General features: G+C 45.2%; 18 protein-coding genes and 3 riboswitches. Of the genes, 15 read left to right on the top strand and 3 right to left on the bottom strand.

The genetic code is table 11. The annotated features are described in order from the left end of the window. Positions 1–110 precede the first annotated feature (110 nt). A riboswitch (cyclic di-GMP riboswitch) is annotated at positions 111–197 on the top strand. Positions 198–232: 35 nt separating this feature from the next. After that, complete coding sequence (locus A8F94_RS25695; protein ID WP_175384379.1) at positions 233–397, top strand: hypothetical protein; 165 nt, start codon at positions 233–235, stop codon at positions 395–397. Positions 398–618: 221 nt separating this feature from the next. On the opposite strand, the gene A8F94_RS24900 is transcribed toward A8F94_RS25695, so the two are convergent. Both A8F94_RS24900 and A8F94_RS08385 read right to left on the bottom strand, forming a co-directional pair. Continuing rightward, positions 619–1,647 (bottom strand): polysaccharide deacetylase family protein, encoded by a 1,029-nt coding sequence (locus A8F94_RS24900; protein ID WP_077247615.1) that lies wholly within the window; start codon positions 1,645–1,647, stop codon positions 619–621. A gap of 580 nt (positions 1,648–2,227) precedes the next feature. Then, the gene (locus tag A8F94_RS08385; protein WP_066198316.1) at positions 2,228–3,226 is read right to left on the bottom strand and encodes an ankyrin repeat domain-containing protein; all 999 of its coding nucleotides are present in this window, start codon (positions 3,224–3,226) and stop codon (positions 2,228–2,230) included. A 137-nt stretch (positions 3,227–3,363) separates the two neighbouring features. Between A8F94_RS08385 and A8F94_RS08380 the strand changes: the two genes are divergently transcribed. From A8F94_RS08380 to A8F94_RS08370, 3 genes are all read left to right on the top strand, one after another. Next, positions 3,364–4,242: an ADP-ribosylglycohydrolase family protein gene (locus A8F94_RS08380; RefSeq protein ID WP_066198313.1), complete on the top strand. Its 879-nt coding sequence runs from the start codon at positions 3,364–3,366 to the stop codon at positions 4,240–4,242. 51 nt (positions 4,243–4,293) lie between these two features. Then, positions 4,294–4,722, top strand: coding sequence for a DUF5946 family protein (locus A8F94_RS08375; protein ID WP_066198310.1), 429 nt, complete (start codon positions 4,294–4,296; stop codon positions 4,720–4,722). 79 nt (positions 4,723–4,801) lie between these two features. Further along, a complete protein-coding gene (locus A8F94_RS08370) occupies positions 4,802–5,713 on the top strand; it encodes an AEC family transporter (RefSeq protein ID WP_066198307.1) in 912 nt (303 codons plus the stop codon). 51 nt (positions 5,714–5,764) lie between these two features. On the opposite strand, the gene A8F94_RS08365 is transcribed toward A8F94_RS08370, so the two are convergent. Further along, entirely contained in the window at positions 5,765–6,046 is a 282-nt protein-coding gene (locus tag A8F94_RS08365) for a transporter suffix domain-containing protein (protein WP_066198304.1), read from the bottom strand. A gap of 398 nt (positions 6,047–6,444) precedes the next feature. Between A8F94_RS08365 and A8F94_RS08360 the strand changes: the two genes are divergently transcribed. From A8F94_RS08360 to A8F94_RS08310, 11 genes are all read left to right on the top strand, one after another. Then, positions 6,445–7,221, top strand: a complete 777-nt coding sequence (locus tag A8F94_RS08360) for a Cof-type HAD-IIB family hydrolase (protein WP_066198301.1) — start codon at positions 6,445–6,447, stop codon at positions 7,219–7,221. A gap of 207 nt (positions 7,222–7,428) precedes the next feature. After that, on the top strand, positions 7,429–7,785 hold the full coding sequence (locus A8F94_RS08355) for an arsenate reductase family protein (RefSeq protein ID WP_066198293.1): 357 nt from the start codon (positions 7,429–7,431) through the stop codon (positions 7,783–7,785). 82 nt (positions 7,786–7,867) lie between these two features. Continuing rightward, positions 7,868–8,248, top strand: coding sequence for a glycine cleavage system protein GcvH (gcvH, locus tag A8F94_RS08350; protein WP_066198290.1), 381 nt, complete (start codon positions 7,868–7,870; stop codon positions 8,246–8,248). Positions 8,249–8,379: 131 nt separating this feature from the next. Further along, positions 8,380–8,619, top strand: coding sequence for a YusG family protein (locus A8F94_RS08345; RefSeq protein WP_066198284.1), 240 nt, complete (start codon positions 8,380–8,382; stop codon positions 8,617–8,619). 169 nt (positions 8,620–8,788) lie between these two features. After that, positions 8,789–9,157 (top strand): toprim domain-containing protein, encoded by a 369-nt coding sequence (locus A8F94_RS08340; RefSeq protein WP_066198281.1) that lies wholly within the window; start codon positions 8,789–8,791, stop codon positions 9,155–9,157. Next, positions 9,154–9,465, top strand: coding sequence for a thioredoxin family protein (locus A8F94_RS08335; RefSeq protein ID WP_066198276.1), 312 nt, complete (start codon positions 9,154–9,156; stop codon positions 9,463–9,465). Before A8F94_RS08340 ends, A8F94_RS08335 begins: the two co-directional genes overlap by 4 nt. A gap of 299 nt (positions 9,466–9,764) precedes the next feature. Further along, positions 9,765–11,024, top strand: a complete 1,260-nt coding sequence (locus tag A8F94_RS08330; protein ID WP_066198275.1) for an MFS transporter — start codon at positions 9,765–9,767, stop codon at positions 11,022–11,024. A 462-nt stretch (positions 11,025–11,486) separates the two neighbouring features. After that, complete coding sequence (locus A8F94_RS08325) at positions 11,487–11,864, top strand: hypothetical protein (protein ID WP_066198272.1); 378 nt, start codon at positions 11,487–11,489, stop codon at positions 11,862–11,864. Between the two features lie 44 nt (positions 11,865–11,908). Next, a riboswitch (SAM riboswitch) is annotated at positions 11,909–12,008 on the top strand. A 144-nt stretch (positions 12,009–12,152) separates the two neighbouring features. After that, positions 12,153–12,268, top strand: a riboswitch (SAM riboswitch). Positions 12,269–12,424: 156 nt separating this feature from the next. Beyond that, positions 12,425–13,450 carry a methionine ABC transporter ATP-binding protein gene (locus A8F94_RS08320; protein WP_066198270.1) on the top strand — a complete coding sequence of 342 codons (1,026 nt, stop codon included), beginning with the start codon at positions 12,425–12,427 and terminating at the stop codon, positions 13,448–13,450. Further along, positions 13,443–14,111 carry a methionine ABC transporter permease gene (locus A8F94_RS08315; RefSeq protein WP_066198268.1) on the top strand — a complete coding sequence of 223 codons (669 nt, stop codon included), beginning with the start codon at positions 13,443–13,445 and terminating at the stop codon, positions 14,109–14,111. The genes A8F94_RS08320 and A8F94_RS08315 overlap by 8 nt, the downstream gene beginning before the upstream one ends. Positions 14,112–14,176: 65 nt before the next feature. Beyond that, entirely contained in the window at positions 14,177–15,016 is an 840-nt protein-coding gene (locus A8F94_RS08310; protein WP_066198266.1) for a MetQ/NlpA family ABC transporter substrate-binding protein, read from the top strand. Positions 15,017–16,108 lie beyond the last annotated feature (1,092 nt).

Here is a 16,108-nt window from a genome sequence, read left to right as displayed (position 1 = left end):
CAAGGAATAGTTTTGGGAAAAACCAATATGTATGTGTATAAATGAAACTATTCATATGGTTTATATGGGCTGCCAATTTTTGATAAGTTAATGACATAAACACATAATTTATGTAAAAAAGGCAAACCCGTTGAAAAGCGGGGGCGCAAAGCTAGAGGGGCTAAGGCTTAAAAAAGCTGCGTCAGCCAGTTGCCGCCGATAAGGCCCAACTTTTTTAAAAGGGGGAAATTGTGTGAAAACCATTTTAAAAGCAAAGTATTATTTTCATCTGTTTTTACATAATCACAACCAGCAGTTAGTCAATGATGCAATTTGCGAGGAACTAAAAGCGGAGCTTGTAAAGAAGGCGCGCTACCATTGGTCGAAAGCAATCGGCCTGACTGCCAAGTTTGAATAATAACAAAAGCACAAGCGCCTGAATCATCGCCGTACAAACTGGAGGAGTCCTGAAGGAAGCTTTCCTTGTGGAGCTAGACTTCAAAAATTGCCTGGGAGATTAAACTCCCAGGCAATTTTTTTGTCCAGTGTCCACTGGACAAAGACAAAACATTTAACTATGCGGGTTCGTGAAGCTAAGTGTCCACGAGAGGGGTCTGACCCCCTTGACCCTTCTCTCTTCTATTTAAATTGGACCGGCTGCATTTCGCTTGTGAGCGGTTCAAGGGTAAAATTTTGTTTTTTCAGGTAGTCCATCAGTTTCGGAAGGTGTGCAAGTGTTTCCGGGCGTTCGTGAAGCAAAATGACAATCGGGGCGGAACCATTCTTCTGTTTTTCAACCTGCTCTATGACCGCATCTACATACCGGCTGCTCCGGTATTGCCAATCCCTGCTGTCGACTGTCCAGTCCCACATCCGGTATCCATTTTCACTGACCGCCTGTTTATAGGCAGGAGTCATGTGAGGGGAACTGCCAAAAGGCGTCCGAATCAGGATTGTATCAATTCCGGTTAGCTTTTTAACAGTCTCTCTTGCCTGATTCATTTCCGAAATTACTGTTGTTGAAGATTGATAGAAAAGTTTTTTGTCATGTGTTACCCCATGAAGGCCAAGAGCATGCCCGGATGAAGCCATCCTTTTGACTGCTTCCGGAAATTGATTCATATTCGGGTCCAGCATAAAGAAGGTTGCCTTTGCGTTATATTGATCAAGTATATTCAAGATTTGCCCTGACACCTTATTTGGCCCATCGTCGAAGGTCAAGTAGACAGGACGTGGCTTACCAGGAGCGGTTACTTTAACAGGAGCCGGTTTTTTGACTGGTACTGCGACTACTGGCTGCTGCTTGACGGGAGGAGCTTCATTCTTTGGTGCAGTGGCTGCTGGCTCAGATGGTTTCACTGTTGTTTCTGGTGTTGGCTGTTGGCTGTTGTTTTCCTCTGTCGTTTTGTCTGGCTGGGCTGGAGCCGGCTCCTTTTCCTCTTCTTGAATTGGCTGTGCGGGGACATGCTTTTCAGGAAGAAGCCGTGTTCCATAGTTCGGGAACTCTGCTGAAGGTTCAATTTTCTCGGGAGCTGTTATGACAGGAAGGGCTCCCTCCTTCGTTTTAGCGGTCGATGTTAACGAAAATCCAGCAAAAATTAATCCATAGACAAGCGGAACCAAGACAACGCAAGCCAAAAAAGCCCTCAGCCTCATGTTGCTAAGCATTTTTTCCTCATTTCCTTTCCCTCTGTTCGTATATTTCGCAATCACTTAATTAAACGAAATATATTTCTATTATGTTACAAATATTGCTGATAGTTTACAAAAATACTTAAATTTTTTGTGAATAATAGAGTCGCAAAGCGAGGCTGGAGAAAATAGTTTACTAGTAGAAGGATTAAAACGTTTGGCAAAAAGAGTGAATACGAAGCATTTAAGAATTCTTTATCCATTAAAGAATCCATTTCAGAAGGATATATCTTTGGACAAGAGGATTTTGTTATTGCTCCTTAAAAAGTCCCTGTGAGGATATTTTCGTTGTATATTCAGAAGGTGTTAGAAGCAGTGACAATGGATTTACACAAGCTTTTTAAAAAGCATTGCCTTTTATAAAAGTTGCAAAAAAGAAATGGGCCTTGCTAATATCGAGGTCCATTTCTTTTTTTGTTGAACGTTAGATTTCTTTAATTGTGGATGTTCTTTTATTCAGATTGTCTACGTCTAACTCCGTAGGAAAGCTTATTAGAATAATCGTCAGAGGGAAAGGCGCCATTTGCCTGTCACGAGGCGCTTGTGCTTTTGTAGTCTAATTATGAAGCTTAATTACTTTGCGAGTGGAGTGGTACCGTTTGCCGCCAAGATGCCGGATGGTGTTAGCCAAGGAGTGTTGGCCGATGGAAATTGCATAATCATAAGGGGTTTCTTCTTCGTCCACATAATTGATATCCGCGCCTTGGTCAACAAGGAATTTCACAATATGACCAAATCCCGCTTCAATGGCAGAATAAAGGGCTATAGATAGAACAGTTCGAAGGTCTTCGCTGGATGTGTTTATGCGTCCGCGCCGGATGAATTCCTTCAGCAAATCAATCTGGCCATGGTAGGCGGTAATTGGAATTGTATTCAGCTTTTCATCTGTATAAAGCGAAAAGTGGTCATCTTTCGATAACAAGTAATAAGCCATCTCATATTGGTTGGCCATGCAGCACCAAAAATAGGCATGGTGGCTGATTGGCGCACCTATATCCAACAGCATATCGACCTTTTCCTGATCACCGCTTTGCGCTGCATAGGAAAGGGCTTTTTTCAGGTCTTCATTCCTGATAACAGCCCCGTATGCCTTTAGAAGGTCAAGGATATCTGTCCTTCCGTAAGTCAGAGCTTTCTGGACCGGATTGGATTTATTTTTGTCCGGGGTATTTGGATCGGCTCCGTGTTCCAGAAGAATTTGAATAATTCCCGGGCGATGCCTCGAGTACGGTATAATATTATTAATCGGCTGAATTCCAAAATGGTTCGGGTTATTCACATCCGCCCCTTTTTGAAGAAGGAAGCGTACGCCATATTCATATTGATTCATAATCGCGCCATGAAGAAGGCGGTTCAGCGTAGATGTAGTAAACGTGTATTGAGCAAAAACAATTGGATAGAGAGCATCAATTTTCAAATAACCGTTCCTCGCCAGCAGGTCGCACGCTTCCTGGTCAGTGAGGGTGACGTGCGGCAGCTGTGTTAAGATTGTCTCTTTCCGTCCCTTTTTCACTGCTGTCCAAAAAAATTCATTTGCCGTCAAAATGGCAATCATCCCCCTGAAAATCGATCAACTGCTTATCGGATTTTGGTTGTAACTCCATTATAACGCGACCTGGGTGTCAGTGGGACTTGTTTCGACAATTTATTAAATTTGCCAATTTACATTATTTTGAAAAGGGGAAAAACTCCATGCTTGACAAACTAAAAGGTTCATTATATGGCTTGGCAATAGGAGATGCTCTGGGAGGAACGACGGAATTTTTAACAAAACAGGAAATCGCAAGAAGATATGGCAAGCTGACGCAAATCATTGGCGGCGGTGTTTGGAAGCTTGAAAAAGCCGAGACGACAGACGACACTGCCATGACTCTTGCAGTCGCAAGGGGAATACTCGCAAATCCGGCTGAACCTGTCGAGCCCATTGGGGCAGAATTCCTCGCCTGGAAAAGGACGAATCCGAAAGACATCGGGAACATTATCGCAACCGTTCTCTCCATTTATAAAGGGAACTGGGAGGAAGCGGCACGAACAGCGCACTTTACCTATCTCGGAAAAAAATCGGCCGGAAACGGAACCTTGATGCGCTGCCTGCCGGTCGCGCTTGCCTATAGGGACTTGGCAACGGTCGAGAAGGTAACAAAGGCTCAGTCCAAAATGACTCATTACGATGAATTGGCAGACGAGACTTGTATTATTTACAACCGGGCTGCCTGGAGAGTTCTAAATGGGGAGGACCTTAAAGAGGCGATAAAGGCCGAAATCACAGGCACGCGGTATGAGGAGGTACTAAACGGGGCTCCGCCGCAATGCGAGCAGAGCGGTTTTGTTGTTGACACAATGAAATGGGTTCTTCACTGGCTGCTTGTCTCGGACTCATTTGCTGAGGCTGTTATCGGAGCCGCAAATGAAGGATATGATACTGATACAGTTGCTGCTATTGCAGGCGGGTTGGCAGGGCTTGCCTGCGGATTTAATGCACTCCCTGATGAATACACAAGCTCCCTTTTAAATAAAGAAGAACTCGATGAGATTTCTGAAAAACTCGCCGGGTTATCTGGCAATCGTTAGCTTTCTGTCATTCTGTATCTACCAAAAATAAACCTTTGGGGGTTTCCCGGTATGAACAGAGCAATTGATTATACGAAGAGGTGTCCGGAATGTGGTGCTCCTGAGGCGAATGGGCTTGATTGCTTTGGGCAGCTTGGTGAAATTCTTTCTTGGGAGCATGCAGACCCTGACTTGAAGAGCCAGCACTCCTGGGCTGTTGCATGCTACACTATCCAGCATCCGGCCCGTTTCAAGGAAGATGCTGAGCGCAAGCTGAAGGAAGTATTTTGCCAGGCATATGACAGTCAGCTCCCTGGCAGTGACATCTGGAAAGAAGTATCAGCATATGCCGAAGGAAAGGCTAAGCCCCATTATACGCCTGTTTTTCGCGACTGGGCGATGACCATTTCGGAGGTTTATCTAGTTGGCGAACGAAAGGGTGCAGCCGACCGAGTCCGTGCCTGGTCGAAAATCGTCCGGAAGCAGATGCAGCAAGAGTAGATGGGCTTGTATACCACTATCGCAACCAATTGCGCTATAATGAATCGTATTCATTCCATCTACATCAAGGAGAGCGCGTGTGAACCAGGAATTTCTTTATATCATATTACTTATAGCCCTCGGGTATATCTTAAAACGGCTGAATATCCTTCAAGAAAAAGACGGGGAAACGATTTCAAAACTCATTTTTAAAATAACCCTGCCGGCTTTGGTGATCGTTACATTTGATTCAGTTAAAATTGAGACTTCCTTAATTTTGCTGCCGGTTATTGTGCTGGTTTACGGGATAGTTAATGCGGTTGTCGGCCCGCTAGTTTTTAAAAACGAGGACCGGGAGCTGAAAGGCGCATTTTTAATGCTGGCCTCCGGCTTTAATGTAGGATTGTTTGCGTTTCCGCTCGTATACGCAATTTGGGGGATGGGTGGCTTATCCTACTTCAGTATGTTCGATGTCGGGACATCGCTGATTGTTTTCGGGATTGCCTATATAATGGGCAGCTATTTTTCGAAGGAAGGGCTTAAGCTGAACCCGCTTGAAATTGTAAAACGGCTTGCTTCTTCTGTTCCTTTGATGGCCTATCTGATTTCAAGTATCTTGAATCTTGCCCACATCAAATTGCCTGATGCAGTCATTGAAGTGGCAAGCTTGATATCCGGCGCCAACATCCCGCTTTCGTTATTGCTTCTCGGGATTTATCTGAACTTTACATTCGATAAACAATTCATTCGGCCGATGCTGAAATTTTTGGTTTACCGCTACAGTTTGGGCCTTCTATTCGGTTTAACGTTGTACTTTGTACTGCCGTTCAATGAGATGTTCAGGTATACTGTCCTGATCGGCCTGCTCCTCCCTGCAGCAGCGTCAGCTTTAACGTTTGCGGTTGAATTCAACTACAGTGATACCGCAAAACGGCTGGTTGCCACGATTTCAAATATTACTATCTTGGTGAGTATTGTAATCTTGTATGTATTTGCTAACTTCGTTTTATAAGGTCAATCTGTAATTAACCGGCCCTCATGTACTTGCTGTACAAGGGCCGGTTTATTTTTTGCGTTTAAACCAGTTTGTCGGATTCAAGTTTTTCCGATAGTGCGTCACAGCTTCCTTGCCGACGATAATCCCGCCAATCCAGAACGCTGCCTCCCCTGCAACAACCAGCCCGCCAGTTATCGCAACCTTACTGCCCGTCGAAAAGTCTGTCATGGGAACAAGCAGAATGGCCAAATAAAAAATACAGGATACTATAATCAGGCCGACTCCAATTCTGATCAATGTTTTGGACTTCTGTTTCGGGACGGCTGCACTCTGATGATTTTCTTCCATCTGATTCCTCCACAAACTGTTTGTAAAAAATTATAAAGGAAACGAAGGGGGAGGACTACTATAAACGAGTCAGCTGCTGATTTTAATTGCATTTTTGATACTCGTACATATGAGCCAATAAGAACTGATATGAGTATTTAGACATTTGCTGGGAAGCAAACAACCAAAGCCTGCTACTTCCCATCTGTTCCCATCTTCATAGACAGAATGAAGGAAGGTAAGGCCACTATTTTGCGTATGTTTCCGTCTTCATGACCCGCCGCCCGAACTTTCCAAACAGCCCGGCCAACCATTCAGGAAGGTTCACTTGATGGATTAATTATGCCAACTTCTGTACAATGTGGGCAATGAAGCCGGCAGCCCGGCTAGTGTTTTTAAAAAATAGAAAGGTGTTGGATATGGAAAAGAATATTATCTTCTTTGATATTGATGGGACATTATACGATGACAACAAACGCCTGCCTGCGTCGACGAAAGAGGCTGTCTTTAAGCTGAAGGAGCTTGGCCATGAAGTGGCCATTGCGACAGGCCGCGCGCCATTCATGTTTGAGGATTTACGTGAAGAGCTTGATATTCATACATACGTTTCCTTCAACGGACAATATGTAGTTCTGCAAGGCAAGCCGATTCATACAAATTGCCTTGACTTTAATGCACTTGAGCGTTTGGCCGATACAGCCGCCGACAACAGTCACCCGCTCGTTTACATGGATGCCGATGACATGAAAACGTCGGTACCCGAGCACGAATGGGTCACCGAAAGCATCAGCACCCTGAAGCTTAAGAAAGAGCCATCGCTTGATCCCGATTATTTCCGCAGCAGGGAAATTTATCAGACGCTGCTATTCTGCCAGGTTGGCGAAGAAAAGGCGTATGAGGATACTTTCAAGGAATTCGACTTTATCCGCTGGCATCCGTTTTCCGTTGATGTTTTGCCTGCCGGCGGCTCCAAGACCCATGGTATTAAAAAACTGGTCGACGCTCTCGGGCTTTCGATGGACAATGCGTACGCGTTCGGTGATGGCTTGAATGATGTTGACATGCTCAAAAAGATTCCAAACAGCGTTGCAATGGGCAACGCCCACCCGGAAGCAAAAGCGGTCGCCAAGTACGAAACGATTCATGTCAACGACGGCGGTATTTTGCATGGGCTAAAAATGGTGGGCCTTCTTTAATCGATTGATAATGCCAAACTGAATGGGCACACAAGTGACTAAGGCAATATGAAGCTTGCCATATTTCGCTGAAAAATATCGAAAAGAATGCAGGAATTCCGGGCTAAACAGCGAATATTACAGGTGGACCTTCTATAAACACAGTGATTGGGATTTTTCCCGTATTTATGATACTATTTCAGGGGAAAAGGATTAGGGGTGATTCAAGTGGCATTGACATTTTACTGGTATCCGAAATGCGGTACATGCCGGAATGCAAAAAAATGGCTGGACGAGCATGGGATTGCCTATAACGCTGTACATATTGTAGAGGAGCCGCCATCAAAAGGGACCCTCAAAGATCTCCATGAAAAAAGCGGGCTGGAGTTAAAGAAATTCTTTAATGTGACTGGCCAGAAATACAAGGAACTCGGCCTGAAGGACAAAGTAAAGACGGCGTCAGAGGACGAACTGCTGGATATCCTTGCATCCGATGGCATGCTGATTAAGCGGCCAATCCTGACTGATGGTGAAAAAGTAACCGTCGGCTTCAAGGAAGACCAATATCAAGAAGCCTGGCTTTAAAGCCTCTGCCGTGACCGGCATTCGTGGGCTATCGATTAGCATATCGATACAAGATAAAGAATTTATTTTTGGAGGGATTGCAATGAGCACACCGAAGGATTTGCGGTACTCAGAAGAACATGAGTGGGTAAAGGTTGAAGACGGAAAAGTACGCATTGGCATTACACATTTTGCACAGTCCGAGCTGGGTGACATCGTATTCGTCGAGCTCCCTGAAGCAGGCGACGAGATTACAGCGAACGAACCATTTGGAAGTGTTGAATCCGTCAAGACCGTTTCCGAACTGTATGCGCCAATCAGCGGCAAAGTTGTGGAAGTAAATGAGGACCTCGCTGACAGCCCTGAATTCGTCAACGAATCCCCTTACGAGAAAGCATGGATGGTCGTTGTTGAACCAGCAGACATGAGCGAAGTTGAAAAGCTAATGGATGCTGCCAAATACGAAGAAATGATCAACGAATAATACACCAAGGCCGGACCTTCAATGGTTCGGCCTTTTATTTTTGTAAAAATGGTTCTCCCCCCTTTGATTCCCAACCATGCGAAACGCGACACGTGGGCATGCTAATGGAAAAACAAAAAGGGTGATCTTCTATGGCGTTAAAAGAGCAGAAAATCGATATAACAGACAGAGTGGTTGGAAAACTCAAAGATGGGGAAATAAAGCTGTATCTGGAAAAGGAAGAAATCGGCCGAATCATATTAAGCGGCAAGGCAGAATTCGAGCTGGACAAGCGTTTTGAAGTGAATGAGCAGCGGATTTTGCAGCCTGTTACCGTGCTTGGCGGACCGGATGAGAAATACACAGACTGTGACCAGCTTGGATGGTGCTAAAATTTTTGTTTTTCAAAAGGGATTGTATTGAATATTCGTCAGTGGGCTTAAAGCAAAATTCTATAAGTAAAATAGGCATCATGATATAGTGAAAATATGGTGAGAGGCAACACAAAACCAAAGTATGCGAATAAGCTATTACTATCAACTTTCCTGCAGGTGATACCAAATGAGCGAAGAATACGCAGACAAGATTTTAATTGTCGAGGGCAAGTCGGATAAAAAGAAAGTCCAAAGCATTATCAAGGATCGAGTGGAAGTGATTTGTACCAACGGGACGATATCCCTTTCGAGGCTTGATGAGTTAATTGATTCGTTTGGTGACCGGGACGTGTATATCCTCGCAGATGCCGATGAGGCAGGGGAAAAACTGCGCCGGCAATTCCGGAGAGAGTACCCCGAGGCTGAACATTTGTACATCGACCGCATGTATCGTGAAGTGGCGACAGCTCCATACCACCATTTGGCGATGGTACTGCTCGGTGCCAATATTGATGTTCATGCGGAATATTTGGAAATAGGGCGCACTGCTGAATGAAAAACTGGACAAGCGCCGATTTTACTGCCTTTCTGGATGAAGGCAGAACCGGATTGGCCTACTTTTATACGCCGATATGCGGAACATGCCAGGTAGCTTCAAGGATGCTTGAAGTCATTCAAGCAATGAACCCCAATTTGGAAGCCGGCAAGATTGATTTAAACTATGCCACGGAACTAGCCGAGGAATATGAAATCATGAGTGTACCGTGCCTGTTTTTTATAAAAGAAGGCAAGGTTGCCGATTCCATCTATGCATTCCATTCCGTCCCTTACCTGCTGGAGAAAATAAATACCGTGTTAATGTGAAGCTGCTCAAATACGCTTGGGCAGCTTTCTTATTTTATTTATCAGGACATTTCTTGAGTGATTCAGGACATTTCCCGCGCGGTTCAGTACAGATTTACAGATATTCAGGACAGTCGTCCGCCGGGAGTGTAAAGTGGACTTATTCCTGATAAACAACTTGCTTTCACATCCACAACCCCCTCTTTTAAAATCACTCAATCCCATGTTGTTCCACCATTTACAAATGGTTCCTGAAAAGTTAAACTATTTAGGGATGCGAAATAAAAGGGATTGGCAGCTGGGGTAAGGGGAGAGGCAAGATGGCGTTTTATAGGCAATGGGCAGCAAATTATCGTACATATACTCGCAATATTCGGTTGAGCATGACGGCAAACATGATTACCCAGATTGGACTGGGTATTTTTATTGTTATTTATAATTTTTATGTCCGCGAACTAGGATACACGGAATCAGTAAATGGGCAAATTATTGCAATGGCCTCTTTGGCCACAGCGATTATCCTTGTTCCTGCAGGGATGATTGGTGACCGGTTTGGCCGGAAACGGGTCATTTTGGCCGGCATTCTTGTGTCGGGGCTGCTGCTTTTCTCAAGGGCTGTTGCAACCGACGAGGGATTACTGATTTACCTGGCCTTCGCCGCCGGGCTTGCCGGTGCATTCCTGCAAGTATCAGGAATTCCGTGGCTTGCCGAAAATTCGGAACCGTCTGAGCGGGTGAATTTGTTTGCGCTTCAGGCTGCCTTAATGACCGCCGCCAGCGTGGTCGGCAATCTGCTGGGCGGGCTGCTGACTGATTTCTTCGGTTTATTTATGTCGGACCTGGAAAGCATTCGATTAACCTTGCTGATTGGCGCAGGAATTTATATTACCGGTGCAATTCCGGCCTTCAATTTCCAGGCACCGATAAATCGAGCGCAATCCTCGCCATCGGCAGCAGGTTCTTCTGGTAAAAAAAGCAGCTATAATTTGTCAGGATTTAAGATTATTGCGCTGTTTGCCATTTCGCAAATGCTAATCGGTTTTGGGGCAGGGCTCGTTATTCCATACTTGAACTTGTATTTTGCGGGAAGGTTCTCGGCCTCCGCTTCAACGACAAGCTTTATTATTTCGCTGGGCCAGGCTGCAACAGCATTTGCGATGTTCATTGGCCCGCAGGTCGTAAAACGAGTCGGAGAAGTAAGGGCAGTTGTATATTTGCAACTGGCATCCCTGCCATTTTTGATTCTGACAGCTTACACCCAAAATTTGTTCCTCGCAGCGGTCGGATTTTTGTTCAGGCAGGCGTTGATGAATGCAGGTAACCCGATTCAGAGTTCATTAATTATGTCAAAGGTGGACGATGGAATGAAGGGGCTAGCCAACTCAATCAACCAGATGGTTTTCAATCTCGGCTGGGCGCTGATGGGTCCGGTCTCGACCGGTATCGTGGTCCTATATGGAAACTATTGGGGCTATGCGTATGTTTTTTCAATTACAGCAGTCCTTTATCTAATAGGATCCGTTTACTTCCTGTTGGTGTTTGGAAGGAAGGAACTCAAGAAGCCCGCTGCGACTGTGTAAAAAGCTGAATAAACTTTGAGGCTTGCTGGAGGCTGCTTTCGCAATTAATTAGGTCGGTTGAGAGCCTCCGTATCAACGCCCTTAAATGATTTTTTCAAGCAAAAAGATCGTTGATGCATGCTTATCAACGCCCATAAATGACTTTTTCAAGCAAAAAGGTCGTTGATGCACCCTTATCACCGCCCTTGAATGACGTTTTCAAGCAAAAAGGTCGTTGATGCACGTTTATCAACGCCCTTAAATGACCTTTTCAAGCAAAAAGGTCGTTGATGCATCCTTATCACCGCCCTTAAATGACTTTTTCAGGCAAAAAGGTCGTTGATGCATCCGTATCAACGACCTTAAATGATTTTTTCAAACAAAAAGGTCGTTGATGCCAAAACGCCCAGCCACAAAATCTGTCGAACGATTAATAAAGGGTTTGAGGTGCCTTTATTGAATTAAGTAGGCGGAGGGATGAGGATGATCGCCGAAATTCAGAGGTTTACCAACAGCTATAATAAGAAAAAACAAATATCCGGGCTGTTCCGGACCAACCGTCTGCTGGTGGTAGACTTCGGGGAATGGTTGATGCAAATATCGGCAGAATCGGCAGCCCTTTTAGAAGACATACCCAATGGCGATGCCGATTATATTTCCATAAAGGGTTCAAGGGAAGCGTTAAAGGAATTAGTGGGTGGGAGAGAGCGCCTGAGGGCGTTGGCAGCACTTGGGGTACTGGAAGTAACCGGGTCGTTCCGATCCGTACTTTTGCTCGAGGCTATTTTTCTTTTGGCAAAGGAAAATCATTTCGAGGACAAGGTAAACTTATTTATTGACGAGCGGAATAGTGTGAGATAGAATAAACTCATTCCTAAAGAAGAAATTCAGCAAAAATTTAATAAATCTTATCAAGAGAGGCGGAGGGACTGGCCCTATGAAGCCCGGCAACCAGTTTTAATACAAGGTGCCAATTCCAGCAGGAGATCCCTGAAAAGATAAGGAGAGATAAAACCTCTTCTTATGAAGTGGTTTTTTTGTTTTACAGATAAGTATTGGATTAAAGAATATTTTCCAAAAATTCTTTATTGACACGTTTTTTTATCCCTGATACTCTATCACCTGTGATTAATTGAATACTATTTATTGCTCTTATCAAGAGAGGTGGAGGGAAGTGCCCTATGAAGCCCGGCAACCGTCACTGAATTTTTTTCTCAGTGAAATGGTGCCAATTCACGCAAAGCGTTTGCTTTGGGAGATGGGAGAAAGGATAACTGTTTATTATGCCTTTCTGCCGTTTCGCAGAAAGGCTTTTTCTTTTTAAAAGAATGATAAAGGTGATATTCTCAAACGATAGATAGAAAAGATACGATTTCTACAAATATTGCAGGGTAAATGGGTGTAAAGAGGGTGAAGAAACGATGATTTCGATAAAAAATGTCAGCAAGCTGTTCCCTTCAAAACAGGGAGCGCTTAAAGCAGTGGAAGACGTAAATCTCACCATTAATGAAGGTGAAATTTTTGGCGTAATTGGTTACAGCGGCGCCGGAAAAAGTACATTGATCCGGATGCTGAACAGGCTTGAAACACCAAGCGAAGGGTCGATTACAATCGGCGGCAGGGAGATTTCAAAGATTAAGGGCAGCGAGCTAAGGAAGGCGCGCATGGAAATTGCGATGATATTTCAGCACTTCAACCTTCTTTGGTCCCGCACTGTCCGTGAAAACATTTCATTCCCGCTCGAAATCGCCGGTGTATCAGGAACAGAACGGAAAAAGCGGGTTGATGAATTGATTAAGCTGGTCGGCCTTGAAGGAAGGGAGAATGCCTATCCTTCACAGCTTTCCGGCGGACAGAAGCAGCGTGTTGGCATCGCAAGGGCGCTTGCCAATAATCCAAAGGTTCTTCTCTGTGATGAAGCGACCTCGGCACTTGACCCGCAAACAACTGATTCCATCCTTGATTTACTGGTGGATATCAACAAGCGGCTCGGGCTTACAATTGTCCTGATTACACACGAAATGCATGTGATCAGGAAAATCTGCCATCGGGTTGCTGTCATGGAAAGCGGCCGCATCGTCGAGCTGGGCCCGGTTCTTGATGTATTCAGAAATCCTAAGCAGCCGATTACAAAGCGATTTGTCCAGCAGGTTACAGAGCCGGAGGAGACAAAGGAAACGATAGAGCATCTTCTGGAGCAATATCCATCAGGGACGGTCATTCAGCTTACCTTTGTTGGTGAATCAGCGGAGCAGCCGTTAATCACCAACTTGGTCCGTCAATATGATCTTACAATTAACATCCTGCAGGGTAAGATTTCGAAAACCCAGAGTGGCTCGTATGGGACTTTGTTCGTCCATCTCGATGGAACCGATGAGGAAGTGGAGAAGGCGCTGGAATTCATCCGCTCCCAGCAGGTCGGAGTGGAGGTGATTGCGAATGCTTGAGGAACTTTTTCCAAACGTTGACTGGGAAGACATTTGGGAAGCGACTGTTGAAACGCTTTATATGACAAGCATTTCGGTTGTGATTACATTTATTCTAGGTATCATTCTCGGTTTGCTGCTTTTCCTGACAGGCAAAGGAAACCTATGGGAAAATGCTTTTATAAATAAAATTATTGCTTCCTTTGTCAACGTATTCCGGTCGATTCCGTTCATCATTCTAATTGTGCTATTGATTCCTTTCACTGTTTGGCTCGTCGGTACAATGATTGGGGAAGATGCAGCCTTGCCGGCCCTGATTATCGGCTCGGCACCATTTTACGCAAGACTCGTTGAAATCGGCCTTCGCGAAATTGATAAAGGTGTGATTGAAGCAGCAAGATCGATGGGAGCATCTACGTGGACGATTATCTGGAAGGTGCTTTTGCCAGAGTCGATGCCAGCTCTTGTTTCAGGGATTACCGTGACAGCCATTGCGCTAGTCGGCTATACGGCGATGGCAGGTGCGATTGGTGCCGGGGGGCTTGGAAACCTTGCCTATCTTGAAGGATTCCAGCGCACAAGGCCTGATGTAACTCTCGTTGCGACGATTGTCATCTTAATTATCGTTTTTATCATACAGTTTATTGGAGACGCAATTACTAAAAAGGTTGATAAGAGATGATTCCTTCGGCCGCAAATGGCCGGTTTAAAACACATATTCTATAGTCCAAAAAGGAGAGGGAACAAATGAAAAAATGGTTTGGCTTACTATTAACACTCGCGCTTACGTTGGCGCTTGCAGCTTGTGGCAGCTCAGAAGATAAATCAAGCGGCAATGGCAAGGAAGAAAAGAAGGAACTGGTTGTTGGTGCTTCAAACGTTCCACACGCTGAAATTCTAGAACAAGCAAAGCCGCTTCTTGAGGAAAAAGGCATCGAGCTTGAAATTGAAACCTTCACTGACTACGTCTTGCCAAATAAATCTCTTGATTCCGGGGATCTGGATGCTAACTTCTTCCAGCACATCCCGTATTTTGAGGCGCAAATCGCAGAAAACGGATATGAATTTGCTAATGCAGGCGGTATCCACATTGAGCCAATTGGCGTTTACTCAAAGAAATACAAAACCCTTGAAGAACTTCCGGAAGGCGCGCACATCATCGTGAGCTCTTCTGTAGCAGACCATGGACGTATTTTGTCTATGCTTGAAGCTAAAGGCTTGATTAAACTCAAAGAAGGTATCGACAAAACGACTGCAACTGCAAAAGACATTGTTGAAAACCCTAAGAACCTGAATTTTGATGCAAAATACGAAGCAGCGCTGCTTCCACAAATCTACAACAACGGTGAAGGCGATGCAGTCCTAATCAACTCCAACTATGCTCTTGATGCTGACTTAAACCCAGTTGAAGATTCAATTGCAATTGAAGAATCCGATTCCCCATATGTTAACATCATCGCAGTCAACAAAGGTGATGAAAACAAAGAGGAAATCAAAACTCTTGTAGAAGTGCTTCGTTCGAAGGAAATCCAGGACTGGATTCTGAAGGAATACGGCGGTTCTGTCGTACCTGTATCTGGTGAATAATGAGATTATGAAACAGGCTCCCAATTTGGGGCCTGTTTTTTTGTGGAAAAATGAATGGGACAATGTTGGGTTTAAACCTAGGTTGCTTGATTTGTCCACGTAACCCACGTTCGTGGACGCTTCGCCTAGTTCAGAGCTTCAATTTGTCCACGAAACCCACGCTCGTGGACGTTTCGCCATGTTCAGAGCTTCAATTTGTCCACGAAACCCACGCTCGTGAACGTTTCGTCAAGCCCAGCGCTTCAATTTGTCCACGAAACCCACGCTCGTGGACGTTTCGCCATGTTCAGAGCTTCAATTTGTCCACGAAACCCACGCTCGTGAACGTTTCGTCAAGCCCAGCGCTTCAATTTGTCCACGAAACCCACGCTCGTGGACGTTTCGCCATGTTCAGAGCTTCAATTTGTCCACGAAACCCACGCTCGTGAACGTTTCGTCAAGCCCAGCGCTTCAATTTGTCCACGAAACCCACGCTCGTGGACGTTTCGCCATGTTCAGAGCTTCAATTTGTCCACGAAACCCACGCTCGTGAACGTTTCGTCAAGCCCAGCGCTTCAATTTGTCCACGAAACCCACGCTCGTGGACGTTTCGCCATGTTCAGAGCTTCAATTTGTCCACGAAACCCACGCTCGTGAACGTTTCGTCAAGCCCAGCGCTTCAATTTGTCCACGAAACCCACGCTCGTGGACGTTTCGCCATGTTCAGAGCTTCAATTTGTCCACGAAACCCACGCTCGTGAACGTTTCGTCAAGCCCAGCGCTTTAATTTGTCCACGAAACCCACGTTCGTGGACGTTTCGCCAAGTCCAGAGCTTTAATTTGTCCTCGAAACCCACGTTCGTGGACGTTTCGCCAAGTCCAGAGCTTTAATTTGTCCTCGAAACCCACGTTCGTGGACGTTTCACCAAGTCCAGAGCTTTAATTGGTCCACGAAACCCACGCTCGTGGACGTTTCGCCATGTCCAGAGCTTTAATTTGTCCACGAACCCATGTCCGTGAACCTTTCGCCTAGTTCAGAGCTTCAATTTGTCTTCGAACCCCAATCAGCGGAAGTTTTGTTCCATCGAAGTATCCTTACACGGCTGGGTGATT

The organism is Bacillus sp. FJAT-27225 (assembly GCF_001685025.1).
Taxonomy (GTDB): domain Bacteria; phylum Bacillota; class Bacilli; order Bacillales; family Cytobacillaceae; genus Bacillus_D.
The sequence above is the reverse complement of the archived record's forward strand: the minus strand, read 5'-3'. Positions and strand labels throughout refer to the sequence as shown.

Excerpts from the sequence above, each read along its gene's own strand:
- gcvH (WP_066198290.1), top strand. The coding sequence starts at position 7,868 with ATGAGCACACCGAAGGATTTGCGGTACTCAGAAGAACATGAGTGGGTA.
- A8F94_RS08310 (WP_066198266.1), top strand. The coding sequence starts at position 14,177 with ATGAAAAAATGGTTTGGCTTACTATTAACACTCGCGCTTACGTTGGCG.
- A8F94_RS08375 (WP_066198310.1), top strand. The coding sequence starts at position 4,294 with ATGAACAGAGCAATTGATTATACGAAGAGGTGTCCGGAATGTGGTGCT.
- A8F94_RS08380 (WP_066198313.1), top strand. The coding sequence starts at position 3,364 with ATGCTTGACAAACTAAAAGGTTCATTATATGGCTTGGCAATAGGAGAT.
- A8F94_RS08330 (WP_066198275.1), top strand. The coding sequence starts at position 9,765 with ATGGCGTTTTATAGGCAATGGGCAGCAAATTATCGTACATATACTCGC.
- A8F94_RS24900 (WP_077247615.1), bottom strand. The coding sequence starts at position 1,647 with ATGCTTAGCAACATGAGGCTGAGGGCTTTTTTGGCTTGCGTTGTCTTG.
- A8F94_RS08325 (WP_066198272.1), top strand. The coding sequence starts at position 11,487 with ATGATCGCCGAAATTCAGAGGTTTACCAACAGCTATAATAAGAAAAAA.
- A8F94_RS08360 (WP_066198301.1), top strand. The coding sequence starts at position 6,445 with ATGGAAAAGAATATTATCTTCTTTGATATTGATGGGACATTATACGAT.
- A8F94_RS08365 (WP_066198304.1), bottom strand. The coding sequence starts at position 6,046 with ATGGAAGAAAATCATCAGAGTGCAGCCGTCCCGAAACAGAAGTCCAAA.
- A8F94_RS08385 (WP_066198316.1), bottom strand. The coding sequence starts at position 3,226 with ATGATTGCCATTTTGACGGCAAATGAATTTTTTTGGACAGCAGTGAAA.
- A8F94_RS08340 (WP_066198281.1), top strand. The coding sequence starts at position 8,789 with ATGAGCGAAGAATACGCAGACAAGATTTTAATTGTCGAGGGCAAGTCG.
- A8F94_RS08335 (WP_066198276.1), top strand. The coding sequence starts at position 9,154 with ATGAAAAACTGGACAAGCGCCGATTTTACTGCCTTTCTGGATGAAGGC.
- A8F94_RS08320 (WP_066198270.1), top strand. The coding sequence starts at position 12,425 with ATGATTTCGATAAAAAATGTCAGCAAGCTGTTCCCTTCAAAACAGGGA.
- A8F94_RS08315 (WP_066198268.1), top strand. The coding sequence starts at position 13,443 with ATGCTTGAGGAACTTTTTCCAAACGTTGACTGGGAAGACATTTGGGAA.
- A8F94_RS08345 (WP_066198284.1), top strand. The coding sequence starts at position 8,380 with ATGGCGTTAAAAGAGCAGAAAATCGATATAACAGACAGAGTGGTTGGA.